General features: G+C 41.8%; 17 protein-coding genes. 6 read left to right on the top strand and 11 right to left on the bottom strand.

From position 1 onward, the window contains the following. Positions 1–11 precede the first annotated feature (11 nt). Complete coding sequence (locus OQ5_RS20770; protein ID WP_255297473.1) at positions 12–1,094, top strand: sigma-54-dependent transcriptional regulator; 1,083 nt, start codon at positions 12–14, stop codon at positions 1,092–1,094. A 23-nt stretch (positions 1,095–1,117) separates the two neighbouring features. Beyond that, on the top strand, positions 1,118–1,363 hold the full coding sequence (locus OQ5_RS24540) for a hypothetical protein (protein WP_255297474.1): 246 nt from the start codon (positions 1,118–1,120) through the stop codon (positions 1,361–1,363). 45 nt (positions 1,364–1,408) lie between these two features. Here the strand turns inward: OQ5_RS24540 and OQ5_RS0110060 are convergent, their stop codons facing one another. The 7 genes from OQ5_RS0110060 to OQ5_RS0110090 form a co-directional block, all read right to left on the bottom strand. Then, positions 1,409–1,651 (bottom strand): NifU family protein, encoded by a 243-nt coding sequence (locus tag OQ5_RS0110060; protein WP_016777378.1) that lies wholly within the window; start codon positions 1,649–1,651, stop codon positions 1,409–1,411. 7 nt (positions 1,652–1,658) lie between these two features. Further along, entirely contained in the window at positions 1,659–2,768 is a 1,110-nt protein-coding gene (locus OQ5_RS0110065) for an Mrp/NBP35 family ATP-binding protein (protein WP_016777379.1), read from the bottom strand. 70 nt (positions 2,769–2,838) lie between these two features. After that, positions 2,839–3,180, bottom strand: coding sequence for an MGMT family protein (locus tag OQ5_RS0110070; RefSeq protein ID WP_016777380.1), 342 nt, complete (start codon positions 3,178–3,180; stop codon positions 2,839–2,841). A gap of 9 nt (positions 3,181–3,189) precedes the next feature. Further along, the gene (gene trmB / locus OQ5_RS0110075) at positions 3,190–3,957 is read right to left on the bottom strand and encodes a tRNA (guanosine(46)-N7)-methyltransferase TrmB (protein ID WP_026055222.1); all 768 of its coding nucleotides are present in this window, start codon (positions 3,955–3,957) and stop codon (positions 3,190–3,192) included. 159 nt (positions 3,958–4,116) lie between these two features. Continuing rightward, on the bottom strand, positions 4,117–4,668 hold the full coding sequence (locus tag OQ5_RS0110080; RefSeq protein WP_255297475.1) for a gliding motility lipoprotein GldH: 552 nt from the start codon (positions 4,666–4,668) through the stop codon (positions 4,117–4,119). Further along, the gene (locus tag OQ5_RS0110085) at positions 4,598–5,857 is read right to left on the bottom strand and encodes a PSP1 domain-containing protein (RefSeq protein ID WP_016777385.1); all 1,260 of its coding nucleotides are present in this window, start codon (positions 5,855–5,857) and stop codon (positions 4,598–4,600) included. The genes OQ5_RS0110080 and OQ5_RS0110085 overlap by 71 nt, the downstream gene beginning before the upstream one ends. 113 nt (positions 5,858–5,970) lie before the next feature. Next, complete coding sequence (locus OQ5_RS0110090; RefSeq protein WP_026055224.1) at positions 5,971–7,110, bottom strand: DNA polymerase III subunit; 1,140 nt, start codon at positions 7,108–7,110, stop codon at positions 5,971–5,973. On the opposite strand from OQ5_RS0110090, the gene OQ5_RS0110095 reads away from it, so the two are divergent. Then, positions 7,091–8,335, top strand: a complete 1,245-nt coding sequence (locus tag OQ5_RS0110095) for a glycosyltransferase (protein WP_255297476.1) — start codon at positions 7,091–7,093, stop codon at positions 8,333–8,335. The two genes, OQ5_RS0110090 and OQ5_RS0110095, sit on opposite strands and share 20 nt — an antisense overlap. A gap of 727 nt (positions 8,336–9,062) precedes the next feature. After that, positions 9,063–9,536, top strand: a complete 474-nt coding sequence (locus OQ5_RS0110105; protein WP_016777390.1) for a hypothetical protein — start codon at positions 9,063–9,065, stop codon at positions 9,534–9,536. 188 nt (positions 9,537–9,724) lie between these two features. Here OQ5_RS0110105 and OQ5_RS0110110 read toward each other — a convergent pair whose 3' ends face one another. The 3 genes from OQ5_RS0110110 to OQ5_RS0110120 are packed head-to-tail and all read right to left on the bottom strand — an operon-like array spanning position 9,725 to position 12,738. Further along, positions 9,725–10,585: a DUF3108 domain-containing protein gene (locus OQ5_RS0110110; RefSeq protein WP_016777391.1), complete on the bottom strand. Its 861-nt coding sequence runs from the start codon at positions 10,583–10,585 to the stop codon at positions 9,725–9,727. After that, entirely contained in the window at positions 10,582–10,869 is a 288-nt protein-coding gene (locus OQ5_RS0110115) for an MTH1187 family thiamine-binding protein (protein WP_255297477.1), read from the bottom strand. The genes OQ5_RS0110110 and OQ5_RS0110115 overlap by 4 nt, the downstream gene beginning before the upstream one ends. 27 nt (positions 10,870–10,896) lie before the next feature. Next, positions 10,897–12,738 (bottom strand): Ig-like domain-containing domain, encoded by a 1,842-nt coding sequence (locus OQ5_RS0110120; RefSeq protein WP_016777393.1) that lies wholly within the window; start codon positions 12,736–12,738, stop codon positions 10,897–10,899. A 90-nt stretch (positions 12,739–12,828) separates the two neighbouring features. Between OQ5_RS0110120 and OQ5_RS20775 the strand changes: the two genes are divergently transcribed. Together OQ5_RS20775 and OQ5_RS24545 are read left to right on the top strand one after the other, a co-directional pair. Continuing rightward, positions 12,829–13,467 carry a hypothetical protein gene (locus tag OQ5_RS20775; RefSeq protein WP_255297478.1) on the top strand — a complete coding sequence of 213 codons (639 nt, stop codon included), beginning with the start codon at positions 12,829–12,831 and terminating at the stop codon, positions 13,465–13,467. A gap of 2 nt (positions 13,468–13,469) precedes the next feature. After that, entirely contained in the window at positions 13,470–13,721 is a 252-nt protein-coding gene (locus OQ5_RS24545) for a hypothetical protein (protein ID WP_255297479.1), read from the top strand. 212 nt (positions 13,722–13,933) lie between these two features. On the opposite strand, the gene metA is transcribed toward OQ5_RS24545, so the two are convergent. Continuing rightward, positions 13,934–14,842: a homoserine O-acetyltransferase MetA gene (metA, locus tag OQ5_RS0110130; protein WP_016777394.1), complete on the bottom strand. Its 909-nt coding sequence runs from the start codon at positions 14,840–14,842 to the stop codon at positions 13,934–13,936. Positions 14,843–15,032: the final 190 nt, after the last annotated feature.

Raw genomic sequence — 15,032 nt, forward strand, 5'->3', positions numbered from 1 at the left:
TTCGAAAGAATATGAGAATAGATATTATAGAAGATGACCCGTTTTTCAACCGCATCATAGAACAAGTGGTTAAACAAAACGGAGATCATGAGGTAAAGGTACACTTCAACGGAGAAAGCTTTCTGAATCAACAACCATCTTCGGTTGAAGTTGTAACGCTTGACCTTGGTCTGCCCGACATATCGGGAACCGAGTTAATGACAAAAATAAAATCGATCAACCCCGAAACCGAAATAATTGTAATATCGGGTCAGGACAACCTGCCCTTAGCGGTAAAGCTTCTGAAACAAGGCGCATACGATTACATTACCAAAGATGAAAACATTAAAGACAGATTGCTGCATACTTTAAAGAAAATAGAACATCATAACAGCTTAAAACAGGAACTGGCACAATTAAAAAATGAAGTTTCGGACCGCTATGAGTTTCGGCAAAGCATTATAGGTAACAGTTACGCAATAAAAAACACCTTTACCCTTATTGAAAAAGCCATTAAAGTTCCAAACATCAATATTTCGTTACACGGCGAAACGGGAACAGGAAAAGAGCTTACAGCAAAAACCATTCATTATAATTCATCGCGCAAAAAAAATCCCTTTGTTACTCTGAATGTAAGCTCACACATAAAAGACCAGCTGAGAAGTGTCCTGCTTGGTGTTGAAAAAGGTGCCTTTACCGATGCACTGATGACTACCAAAGGCAAGATAGAGGAAGCGGGCGATGGTACATTATTTATTGATGAGATCACTGATCTGGATTCGGAAATGCAATTATTGTTCCTGAATATTCTACAGGAGAAAAAATTTACCAGAATTGGCGGCACTGAAGAAATTCCGGTGAAATGCAGATTCATAAGCGCAACAAGTTCGGACCTGCTTCAGGAAGTGAGAGAGAAAAGGTTCAGAGAAGACCTTTACTACCATTTAATCGGATTGCCAATTACTACCCCGCCACTCAGGGAAAGAGGAAAAGACATCATTTTGCTTGCCGATTATTTCCTTGACAAATTTTGCAGAGAGAATAATTTGGCTCCCATCAACTTAACACCAGGGGCCAAAAAAAAATACTTACGCACAATTTCCCCGGTAACATAAGGGAATTAAAATCCATAACCGAATTGGCTGCAGTATTGTCTAACACAGGATCAATCAGGGAAGAACACATTGTTTTCAGTTACTCGGAGTCTACTCCCGAATTACTTCACGAAGAGCTCACTCTCAAAGAATACAACGAACGGATCATTATGCATTTCCTGAATAAGTACAACAATGTAATGGTGGTTGCTGATAAGCTGAAAATAGGCAAATCTACCATTTACAATTTGCTGAAACAGCATAGTGCAACCTCCCTCAAAAACGACTAGCCAATTTAATTCAGCAAACTTTTGGTGCTTTCGCCTCAAATCCGTTCACACAGGTACTACTTCCAATATCTGGGGCACTCTCTGCTTAACCACCATTTCAACACCCCCTTTAAGCGTTTGAATACTCATGGGACATCCGTCGCAAGCACCGGTCAACCTAACTTTCACGCGCAAATCATCGGTAAGCTCCACAAATGTTATATCTCCCCCATCGGATTGCAGGTATGGCCTGATTACATCCAATGCGTCCAGTACCTCCCTGGTCAGTTTTTCCTTGTCGATATCCATACTCTGATCATTTTCTGGTTATTTCAACCACCCTGGTAGGTGGCAGTTTTTGATTGCGTTCTTCAACCGCTTTAACGACTTCCTCCCCAAGCATGGTAAAAGCTTTACCGGTAATGCTATCGGGATTCAGTGCCGATGGTTCTCCGCTGTCTCCTCCTTCGCGGATGCTCTGCACAATAGGTATCTGCCCCAGCAGTCTAACATTCAACTCTTCAGCCAATCGCCGGCATCCGCCTTCACCAAAGATATAATACTTGTTTTCGGGAAGTTCGGCAGGCGTAAACCACGACATATTCTCAACCAGTCCCAGTACGGGGACATTGATCTTCTCACCGGTAAACATGCTGATTCCTTTGCGTGCATCGGCAAGGGCAACATCCTGCGGGGTGCTGACAATTACTGCTCCTGTAATGGAAATAGTCTGTACGGCAGTAAGATGAATATCACTGGTACCGGGTGGCAGATCGATGAACAAATAGTCCAGTTCTCCCCAATCGCCATCGCCTATGAGCTGTTTGAGAGCATTGGTAGCCATTGCTCCTCGCCAGACGAGTGCATCGTTGGGATCAACAAAATACCCAATGCTCAGTATCTTAACTCCGTATTTTTCAACAGGAATAATTTTGTCTTTCCCTTCAACCTTTCGTAGCAAAGGTCTTGCATCTTCGGTATGAAACATTTTAGGTATGGATGGCCCGTAAATATCAGCATCCAGTAGTCCCACCTTATATCCCATACGGGCAAGAGCCACTGCAAGGTTTGCAGCAACCGTAGATTTGCCTACGCCTCCTTTTCCGGACGCCACAGCCACAATGTTTTTTACTTCAGGTAACAGCTTTGGAGCCGGTTGCGGAGCCCTGGGATTTACTTTGATAAAAATATTTCCTTCTATTTCGGCATCCTCACCAACATATTTTTTTATGGCCTGAACCGAAGCCTTTCGGATGGCAGAGATAAAAGGGTCATTGGCCCTGTCGAATTTCAGACTGAAACTAATACGTTTACCATCTATCCGGATATCATCTTCAACCATCCCCAACGAAACAATATCTTTTTCTTTTTCGGGATGCACAACATGCTTCAATGCGTCAATGACCAACTGGGGATAAAAACTCATAGCTAAATTTATTTAAACTTTTTAAATATAAGGACAAAGATAAAAAATTTTCCAGAAAGCGAACAATGGTTTATTTGAAGCAATCTATTCCATCGGGTGCCCAAAAAACTTTTTGAAAATCCATCACTTTGTCGTTTTTCACTCTAACCCCTTCACTTTCGAGCAATTCCTGCATTGTATGTGCATTAGGAAAGGCATGCTTTCCTGTAAGCAAACCATTGCGGTTGACAACTCTGTGAGCAGGGACATACCCGGTATGCGAAAAAGCTTTATTCATGGCCCACCCCACCATTCGAGAAGCACCCGGCGAACCAATGGCGGCAGCCACAGCGCCATAAGTGGTAACACGACCGGCAGGTATCTGCTTCACCACCTCGTACACCCGTGAAAAAAAATCACCATTTTCAGACATGTCAATCGGTTATAGTATTTTGTTGTTTGCTGAATGCCTTGGCTTCACACTTCTGCCTGCGCTCCTGTAACTATCGGGTTCGATTTCAATATCAGGTTCTTTAAGTCGATCAGTATCCTGAAGTCTGAATTTCAGATATTTTATCGGAATACCGTGTTCAAGCCATTTACTTTCATAGTAGGTTTTAATTCCTGTAATTTCATCTTTATATCCGCTTGCATACAAATCGCTCTCATCTGCCAGGGGCGTAATGTTATTTTCCTTCAGAAGAGCCCTGGTATAGGTATAAAGAAAGTTACTGTCGGTTTTAAGATGCACTATCCCGCCCGGTTTCAGAAAACTACCGTATCGTTTTAAGAAAAAAGTACTGGTTAACCGTTTGCTTGCCTTTTTAATCTGGGGATCGGGAAATGTTAGCCAGATTTCATCCACCTCGGACGGTGCAAAGAAAGACTGAACAACCTCTATTCGTGTACGCAGAAATCCAACATTTTTCAAGCCCTCTTTTAATGATTGGGTGGCACCGCTATACATCCTGCTACCCTTAATGTCGACACCTATAAAATTTTTCCCGGGAAACCGACGGGCCAGGCCAACTGTATATTCACCTTTTCCGCAGCCCAGCTCCAGCACAACCGGATGCTCATTATTAAAAAAATCACTTTTCCACCTTCCCTTTAATGCATGATCGGCATTGAAAACCTCATCGAAACCGACCTGAACCACATGCGGGTAAGTGGCCATTTCAGCAAATTTCTTTAGCTTGTTTTTGCCCACAATACAATAGATCGTTAGATTATTAGATTTAAGTTACAAGATGATTCGCATCCCGTTGAAAATCTGCATTTTATCAAAACAAACCCTTCGGGTATAACCAACTGAATTTAAGGTGCTTACAAAAGTTTAACAGACTATTACACAACAAATTGTTTGTTTTTATTGATCCGAACTATCCTCAGGCGCCTCAGCCTTTTCAATCCATAATGAAAACGATTTAACTCCCGGCAATTCATCACGGCGCATACCCTGAGTTACAGAAAATGTCAATTGACCGGGAGAACTGAGCTTTACACCTCTTCTGTATAGCCAGTACAAAGTTCGTTCTTTGTCGCTCCCTTTTCCGATCCATTGACCGTCCGGCTCAGCCAGAAAATACTCAATGGTATCGGTCTGCATTTTCCCGTCAGGGCTTTCCACATCGATAAAAAGCCATAAATTACTGTAGGGATAATTGTTGTTGTGCTCAAGTGAAAACCCTATATTTATTACCTGCGAAGTATCTTCCACGACCGGCTTGAAGACCAGTGTTGAATCTTTATGCCACAATTGTTCCCGGAACTCGTTGCCGGTTTCGTAAAGCGTACCCCGGTTACAGGCGGTAAACGCCATAATAAAGACAAGGAATATTAATAAAGCACTAATCCTCATTATCTTCGGAAGAGTTAGATGACCTGTTTTTCCTGCGCCTTCTGTTCTGGTTAACTGCATTTCCGGATTTATTTGAACTTTTTCTTCGTTTACTTTTTCGCTTTTTCCCTTGCTTTTTGTTTTGTTCATCGAACCTGGTAATACTGTCTTCTCCTACCACATTGGTATAATCAATTTCGGAAACCACAGCAGCAGTAACAGTTTCCGAGGCCAATCGGGTAACTTTACGGCCCTGTTTGTTGAGCTCAATGATCTCTTTAACTTTCTTCACGGTCAGCATCACCACGTTACCGGTGCTGTCGCGGCCGGAGGAAAACCACATCAGCCTTTTAAAGATATCGGTTTTGAAGTGATAATAAGTTTCTGTTTCCGTTTCCAGAGGGACATCTGTTGGTGGAAAGTCTTTCTGTGCATCAATATAAGCATCCAGCTCATAATTGAGGCAACATTTCAACTTTCCGCACTGACCCGCCAGTTTTTGCGGATTCAAAGATATTTCCTGATACCTGGCCGCATTGGTTGTTACAGAAACGAAATTAGTGATCCAGGTTGAACAGCACAATTCTCTTCCGCACGGGCCGATTCCGCCAATACGACCGGCCTCCTGACGGGCACCAATCTGTCGCATCTCGATTCTGACTTTAAAGCGATCGGCCAGTACTTTTATTAATTCCCTGAAATCAACACGTTCATCGGCAATGTAATAAAAAATTGCTTTTGTACGATCTCCCTGATATTCAACATCGCCAATTTTCATGTTCAAATTCAACCTTTCGGCAATGCGACGAGACTCCAGCATGGTTTCATGTTCCAGAGCTTTGGCCTCCTCCCACTTATCGATATCCACCTGCTTGGCCTTCCGGTACACTCTTTTAAACTCGTAATCAGAGGGGTCCTGGTTGTTTTTCTTCATTTGCAAAAGCACCAGCTCCCCGGTAAGGGTTACCACCCCAATATCGTGCCCAGGCGACGCCTCTACAGCAACAACATCACCTTTTTTTAGTTTAAGATGATTGCTGTTCCGATAAAATCCCTTTCTTGTATTCTTGAACTGAACTTCCACAATATCCGTTTCTTTCCCGGCCCTGGGAAGATCAGACAGCCAGTCAAACACTTCAAGTTTACCACACCGGCTGCTACATGTATTACATTTACTATTTTGCGGAATAGCTTCTGTATCCATAAAAACACTTTTTTTAAGAGAGCCTTGCCCCGAAAAGCCAACAGCCATTATAGTGGCAATTTCCATTTTGTATTATTCTGATCTCCGGCACTCAAAAATAGCCGAGAGACCTCCGGACCGTTGTCCGTTATCCCGGTCAACACTCTCTGGGTATATATTAATTTTAACTAAAGGTCGACTCAGACAAGGTTGTTGGTTAATCTAAACAAACCGGTTATCTTCATCGACATATCGAAAAGTACAAGTCTGGTGTTACCGTTCTGTTCAATGTGGGTCAAAGCCAGTTCATATTCATTTACCATTTGTTCCACATTGCGATCGTTCACAAAAGACTTAAAATTTTCGATAAACTTATTTTCGGACGGAGTGGCGTAGACCAACTCCGCTATATCATAATTTGCAATATAGCTTTCGCGCAGAATATCAACACAATAAAGCAAAAGATTCTTCAGTTGCTCACGGGGCAATGCAGCCGCCCTGTCGACCCACTCGTTAATAGCATCCAGTTTCCCGGAATAGGCATTACGCATTGCAGATACAAACATATCATGAAAAAACTGCTTTTCTTCACTGTTGTTTATAATTTCGCGGGCTTCGATAAAGTTACCTCTTGAAATGCGGGCTACAGTTTCCGCCTCCTCACCGTTAATACTGAAGATGCTTTTCAGTGCTTCTGCAAGCGATGCTTCATCAATTTTGGGAATCTTAAGTTGTTGGGTGCGCGATAAAATTGTTGGCAACACTCCCGCCGGATAATCCGAAACCAGCACAAACAATGTTCTTGGCGGTGGCTCTTCCAAAATTTTGAGGAGCTTGTTTGCAGCAGAATTGTGCATTTTCTCGGGTTGCCAGATAATCATAACCTTATACTTCCCCTCAAAGGTTTTAAGATTTAATTTTTTTATGATCTCGTTGCCTTCCTGAGTATAAATCATTCCCTGTCCGCGTTCAGCCCCAATAAATGAGAACCACTCACGCTCATTAAAATACGGACTTTGGGCAATAAATCTGCGCCATTCATCCAGATAGTCATTACTGACTACAGGTTTACTGCTGTCTTTCTTAACTACCGGAAACACAAAATGCAGATCGGGATGAACGAGCCTGGACATCTTCTTACATGCCGAACACTCTCCACAGGCATCTTCTGCTCCCGGGTTCTTGCAGTTAACATATTGGGCAAAAGAGAGGGCAAGTGGTATCTGACCGGCTCCGGGCGGGCCCGTAAAAAGTTGTGCATGACTGATACGATCCTCACGAACCATTGATATCAGGTGCTTTTTTACAGATTGTTGTCCTATGATGTCCTTAAACAGCATACCATTTGCTCAATTAAAGTTGAAGGTCAAAGATAAGAAAAACATCCAGACAGTCTTTTCTAAATTATTGTCCTACTTTTGTAATATCATTAAACAGAAAGCCATAAGAAGCCAGGTGACAGAGAACACTGAAATATCTGCAAAAACAAAAAAGACGGTTCTGTTTTGCCCGCTCGACTGGGGTCTGGGACATATTGCCCGCGATTTGCCGCTCATTAAAGAATTCAGGAAACACGGACACAGAGTTATCGTTGCTGCCTCTCAGACACTTATCGGGTGGCTTGAAAAAGAATATCCCCAGGTGGAAACAACCCTGTTCGAAGGGCCGGATATCCGTTACACTAAGAACGGAGCACTGTTTCTGAAACTGATGCTTTTTCTGCCTCACTTGTTTCGATGGCTGAAAAAAGAGAAAAGCATCACGTCTGCATTAGTTGAAAAATATCACCCCGATCTGATAGTGTCGGATAATCGATACGGAGCAAGGCACCATTCGGTGTATTCTGTAATTATTACTCACCAGCTGATGCTAAAAATGCCCTCGTTGCTTAGATGGGCCGAATATCCAGTGCATCTTTTGATAAAAAGGCTGATACAGCCATTCAGGGAATGCTGGGTTCCTGATTTTGAAAAAGAACACTCCCTCGCCGGTGATCTGGTCCATAAATACCCCCTTCCGGAAAATGCAAGATTAATTGGTCCCCTTTCCCGTTTCGACGATCCGGAGCTCAACGCTGACGTAAGCAAACAGCCCGATCCCAAAAGTCTGCTGGCAATTATTTCGGGTCCCGAACCACAACGTTCTTTACTGGAAGAAAAGCTGAAAAACATTCTGAATAATTATCCGGGGAAAATATGCATTGTAAGAGGAACCGATATAAGATCGGCCAGGGTGCAAAAAGCTCCAAAAAAAATGAAGATATACAATCATTTACAAACCCCGTATCTGCTGAAAAAAATAAAAGAATCTGAGGTAATTATTTCACGGCCGGGATATTCCACTATCATGGATATGTATACACTGAAAAAAAGTATTCTGATGATTCCGACGCCAGGGCAAACAGAACAAGAATATCTGGCTAAATATCATCACAACAAATCGCACAAAATTCTGAATATTAAACACATAAATACACCTGGCAACCTTCCGGATACCTTCCCGGAACAAGTGTTAAATAATACTTCGCCGACGAAAAATTTTCGGGAAGTCCTTAACTTATTATAGATTGTTAGATTTTTAGATATAAGATGATTTATATAATTTTGATATACTGCTTTTTAACAGACACAATCTTTTAGTCACAGGCAATTGGATTGCAACGTATTGTAAAAGTTTAACGGACAGTAGACAATAAGAACATGTATAAACCAATCTTTCATGAGAGTTCGATCAGGACTTAGAAATGAATATAGGACACGAATGACACAGATGATACAGATCATCACAGATAAAATTAGTGGAAATCCGGCTAATCCGTGTAATCCGTGTGCTATTAAAAATAAAATATACGAATGAAACGAGCATGGCAAAGATTTTCTCAAAAGAACATGTATAAAATCAATCATGCGAGTTCCATTCGAAAGCAAGTTAAGGAATTGTTTTGAAATAAACCTGATAGAACAGACAAGCAGTCAGGTTATAGTTTTAATAAACTTACTTTTACTTATCATCAACAAAATTAAGAATTTTAAAAAGACGATCGTCCAATCCTTTTTCCAACAAAAACCCATAGCATTGATTTCCAGAACATTAAAACAGGAAAGCTGTGTAACAGCCGGAAAATAAAGCAAATAAACAACAGGCAACGTTTATCTAAAAATTCGGGTTATTCATCACAAAAAAGAAACCTTTAATGACAAAATAAGGTATGCTCGGCAAGGAAAATTCTGAAACGGGAAACCTTTCAGAACAAATCCCGTAACAGTTCAAAACAAGTCAAAGAAAACAGCTTATGAATTTCTTACCGGTTGTACTAATTTCGGGCGTTACCGTTCTTTTATCCTACATTACGGTTCGCAAAATATTCCCCGAATTGGTAAGAAAAAAAGCCATTAAGCAGCTCGAGAATATTCTTTTCCCGGAAGGATACTGGCAAAAATCCGAAGTTGTAAGAACATTCCGGAAACTCACTGATGAACGGTTCAGTGATGAAGATATTCTTGACTATTTTTTCAAAATAAAAGGTTTACAGACGATAGATATTAATGCAGAAACCAACTTCTGGTTAAAAAGATATCTCTTTAGTCCGACCTCTATTAAGCTGAATTACTTTGAGCAGGTGAAATTCTATGAAACATTTCTTAATTATCCTGCTCCCGGAAGAGGGAATAACCAAACGCTTTATCATCAATCTGTAAATACAAATAAAGAACAAGTAATAACAACACAAAAGCACGCTGCCCGGATGAGTAGAAACCCGATATAGAACAGCTATTGAAAAAATAGCGGCAGTAAGCTTCAAAAAACGAACACCCGGTCTGTAATCTCACTTATTCTTCATGGCCCTTGATAGTGACACAAAACGACCGGGTGTTCTCCCTTTATAAAGGTAATTTCGGCTTTTTATTTTAATTTATTGCATTTTTTTCAAAAAAATTTGCAATAAAGCAATATTCAATCAACTATTTCGGCGCTCATTGGATTCTTAAGTCCTTTCGCTTCAACAAAAACAGCCTTCACCGACCCAACAAGAATTTTAGCTTCCACAATAATAGGAATGCGACTGTCATCGTCAGTCACCCAAACAGTCATATCCTCCCCCTCTTCAAAAATTGTCCCTTCGACAAGCAATGGTGAGAACTTTAAACACCGGAATTTCCTTCCACTTCGGTCTTCTTTAACAACTTCTTTCCCCAGAAACCTAATATACAAATTGTAAACTTCACCGTCAACGATCAACTTTATAGGTATTTTTTCGTTGATCTCGTATTGGGAAAAATCTATATTTCTGGCCTGATAGACCATAGACAGTAAGTCGTATGAACACTCGGGCCATGTAAAAGTTGTATCGCGGTACGGACTCCCTCTCTTGCTTATAGACGCACTGACAACCCGATCTTCCTGATCGAACCGGTAATGAAAATGGGCATGATAAGAGCCTTCATTGGTTTTGCGATGAAATTCCAGCGGCTGAAGAGAATGCGGGTCCACCCAGACATCGAAACTGTCACGAACTTTAAAAAACAGGTCATAGGCCTTATAGGTAGAACCATAAGATTTCAGATGCCATGCCGGTTTCCCATCCCAATTATCTTTTTCCACGCCAAAGGTAACTATCCCTGCATTTATCCAGATAAATCCCCAGTTGTAATAGGCATGATAGGTAACTTCCTCTCCGGGCGAAAAAACCTTCCGGTTATCAAAACATTGACCTTCGGCCTGAAACTCTGCTCCATGGCATAAAAAGACCAACAAAAACAAAAAGGACAACAGTGTCCTGAGCGACAAAGCAAAAGCATTAGCGAGCTGTTTCATGTATTTACCTTTCCTATTTTGCTCTCTACAGATTTAATTTTGCCATCCATCCTGCCAACCGCCCCTTTCCTTGCATCAATATTAATGGTAGAATAAATACGATCGGCTACAGGCTCCAAAATTCTGTAAGCTTCATTCACAACGGCAAGTGCTTCTTCCATGGTTTCGGTCTCAATGGTAGTGCCCATCGGATTAAGCCGATAAGGCACGCCGCTACCGCGCACATATTCCAAAACTTTACCAACATACTGACTTACGCTGGCTCCTTTGTCTGTCGGAAACATTGCAAAATTCAACAAAATTGACATAAGCTACCTCCTTCCTGAAGATTGACTTTCTTTTTCTTTTATCCGGTTTCTGTTCACAAAATCGTAAATGGTAAATTCGTTTAAATCCCATGTTATACCCTGATCCCAGTTGGCTCTTAATTGTATCTTTTCGGGATAATAATGAACTCTCTCTGGCTGCCGCCCTTCATTGAAATCTCCTGTATCCCATTTGCCATTTGCGTTCAGGTCTTCCACAATCCGTAAAAAATACTCACCCGGTTTCACATACCTGAAAGCCAGTTTGCCATTATCGGGCAACCACGCTTTTCTGATTACTTTTTCCTGACTGTTTAATACCTGAAGTAAAGCATTATCTCCGGCATTGGGGACATCTACATAAAGTGTCCCATAGCTATCTTCAGTATTTATTTTAAATTCGGATTTCAACGGATTATTAACACGACCGTAAATACCTTGAAATGCAGCAGAGTCGATCACCAACCGGTATTCTCCTCCTGGTATCCAGGGATAATCTATTTCAAAATTACGTATACGGACAGAATCCTGAGAAATGTTAAAATTCACAGGCTGAAACACTGTGTCTGTCTTTTGTGCAAGCTCCATTGAATCAATGACAATTCTGGAAGGCGGAACCGGAAAACTCAGCATAACGGAGGTGCCTATATCAAGGCTTCCTCCGGGAAGGCGAACACTTAGTGGTACTCTTGCAGGTTCTTCTCTTTCATCCTTGTCGCGCCTCTTTCTGTTTTCCTCTGCATTCCGGTCTCTGTAAAACATTTTCAGCGTGTCAACACGATCGACAAGTTTGTTAAGAGAGTCACGAACAGGATAGACCGCCTCAATAGTCAATGAATCCCTGGAAATTACAGAGCTGTCGGTAATCCATATCATAACCGAATCATGACGAAGAGAACGCTCATAAATAAACCAGTCATCTTCTTCGGTGTTTCCGGAAATGGGTTTAACTTGTAAAGAGTCTTCCAACGGACGGTTAAAAATAAAATCGAGACGATGCCGTTCTTTTCTTTCTCTGGAGTCGAGATATTGTTTTTCATAGTCTTCCTGAAACAAAAACAGTTGGATACTATCGGGCAGATAAACCAGTTCCTTCGTATAGAGAACCGTATCGAGTGTTACCGAATCCTTAAAGAGGGAATCAACCCTGTCGCGCCACCCAAAAGCGGGTTCAACCAGTTCGGGGTGCCAGGCAATACGTTCTCCCGGTTGATCGAACCGGTAATTACGATTCATATCTTCCAATGCAAAAATCCGGTATTTCCCCTTAGCCAGATTCCTGAGGGTAAACTCACCTTTTTCGTTTGTTTTGGCCACTCGTACGGGAACGGTCTTTGTGAAAGCAGTATCGGCAAGGTTGCTGTGGGCCATAACCAGTACACCTGCTACCGGCGTATGGGTGTCAGCCTCAAACAGGTGACCGGAAACCTGCAACGAGTCTTGTGTTTCTCCGGTTGAGAAGGAAAATGTAAATCCTGTCAGCGGATTACCCTCATTATTGTCCTGAATAGCATCCGCAAAATCGATGGTATAAGTTGTGGCAGGCTGTAGTTCCTCATCGAAAACAACTGTCACCTTATTCCCCAACCCCCTGATGGTTGGAGAATTGTTTAAAGGTGGTGAGACCACTACCTTTTGTAGAGCATCCCTGAGAACAATCAGCTCATTAAACTCAATTTCAATTTCATCGCCCTCAAAATTAGTGGCATTCATGGGTGGATCGGAAGCTACCATTCTGGGAGGATACTCATCTTTCGGGCCGCCTTCCGGATATCCCTGGTTGGCACAACCGGAGATAAAAATCAGACTAACGATGGAAATTATTACGGTGGAAATATTTTTAATCATCAGACGTTTATTTTTGGTAAACACCGGCACAAAGTTAGAGTAAAATGCTGAAACTTTTTAAATTTGCCCCGCAATCGTCAAACAAAAACCATGCAAACCGAAGATAACACACAACACACCAACCAGAAAAAGTACTACATTCTACTTTCCATACTTGGAGGACTGCTGGCCATTATTGCCGCTCTCTACATTAGCCAGAGCGTGGAGATGAAAGAAGTGGTGGAGGAAATGACAATAGAGAAAGAAATTCTGACAGAAGAATATCAGGAACTTGCTCTTGGATATGACTCTCTGGAATCTACCAGTGACACGCTGAACACCATGCTGGAAAAAGAACGGCAAAAGGTAGAACATCTCATCGAAGAAATAAAAACCATAAAAGCAACTAATGCCTCTAAAATAAGAGAGTACCGGAAAGAACTTTCTACCTTGAGAGGGGTTCTTAAAAGTTATATTGTACAGATTGACAGCCTCAATCGCATTAATGAAGAATTGAAAAAGGAGAACATAGAATATCAGCAGCGATATACCAGGATCGAAAGCTCATACCGGGAGCTTGAAGGCGAAAAATCCGAACTGGAAGAAAAAGTGGTTATTGCCAGTCGCCTCGAAACCACCAACATGCAGGCAAACGGACTGAATACAAGAGGACGCTCTACAGATCGGATAAACAGAATTGACAAAATTGAAGTGTGTTTTACAGTCAAAAAAACGTTACGGCATCGGTAGGAATGAAACCCTTTTACCTCAGACTGGAAAGGCCCGACGGACAACTACTTCTCAACAGTCGCGATGACCTTTTTGAATACGAAGGTGAAGAGATTAACTTTTCCGCCATGCGAACCATTGAATACGGCGGAGAAGAAACAGACATTTGTATATTCTACGATGTCGATATGGGAGAACTTCTCCCCGGCCGGTATATTGCCGATATTTTTGCCGACGGGGCTAATATTGGAAGGTTCACTTTTGAACTTAGATGAAGGTAAATTGGTCAGTAGTTTTTAGTCAGTAGTCAGTAGTAGGGATTTTGAGCTACTAATCCCTTAAAACCTAACCTGGACAAGCCGGAAACAAACAAATTTATACATTATCTGTCGCAGCTCCGCAGCTTTTTGTTTTTCTTATTACATAATTCTACCGTTCTGTCGCCGCTCCGCGGCTATTAACTGTTGTTATAGGGTTTACAACAGTCTCAGCTCCATTCGTAAGGTGTAGACTGATAAACGTAGTAGTTGAGCCAGTTGGAGTACATGAGCTGTGCATGACTTCGCCAGCGAACCAGCGCTTTCTCTCCCGGATCATCGTTAAGGTAATAGTTTTCAGGAAGAGAGGTCTGCAACCCCTTTTTCTGATCACGATGATACTCTTCACCCAGTGTAAACTTATCATATTCGGGATGTCCTGTAACAAAGACCTGGCTGCGATCTTTAGACAGCATCAGGTATGGACCGGCGTGCGTTGAGTCGGAGAGCAGGATCAGATCATCTACTTTCTCAATGTCAGACCTTCTGACCTCGGTATATCTTGAATGAGGTGCCCAGAAAACATCATCGAATCCACGTACCAATGGTTCGGTGGGATCGTTTATATAGTGTTCAAAAACACCAAAAAGTTTTGATGAAAGTTCATGCTTCGGAACCCCGTAATGATAATATAAACCTGCCTGGGCTCCCCAGCATATATGAAGCGTAGAGGTCACATTGGTTTTACTCCACTCCATTATCTCGCTGAGTTCCTTCCAGTAGGTTACTTGTTCAAAGTCGAGCAATTCTACAGGTGCCCCGGTAATAATAAACCCGTCGTAATGCCTGTCTTTAACTTCCTCAAAAGTTTTATAAAAACTTATTAAATGCTCCTGAGGTGTATTTTTGGGGGTATGCGTTGAGGTAAACAGCAACTCTACCTCCACCTGCAAAGGGGTATTAGACAAAACCCTGAGAAGATGTGTCTCGGTTTTTATTTTTAAAGGCATAAGATTGAGAATGAGAATACGAAGCGGCCTGATGTCCTGAGTGACCGCCCGGCTTTCTCCCATTACAAATACATTCTCCGCCTCCAGCAAACTTTTGGCAGGTAATAAATCAGGAATATTAACAGGCATGATAAATCTTGATTTGTTCTAAAAAGAGCTTACAAAGATAGCTCAAAGAAAAGAAAAATCAACCCTGTATGCCTGAATATTCATCAGTATAAGATTTGTCTAAGTTATTGGTCTGATGTAACTCGCATGATTGAAGGTTATACATATGAGCCCGGTCTAAAAAGCATCTTTGTTGCCAAACTCTGCGTTG

Source organism: Anaerophaga thermohalophila str. Valhall (assembly GCF_000250735.1).
Lineage (GTDB): Bacteria > Bacteroidota > Bacteroidia > Bacteroidales > Marinilabiliaceae > Anaerophaga > Anaerophaga thermohalophila_A.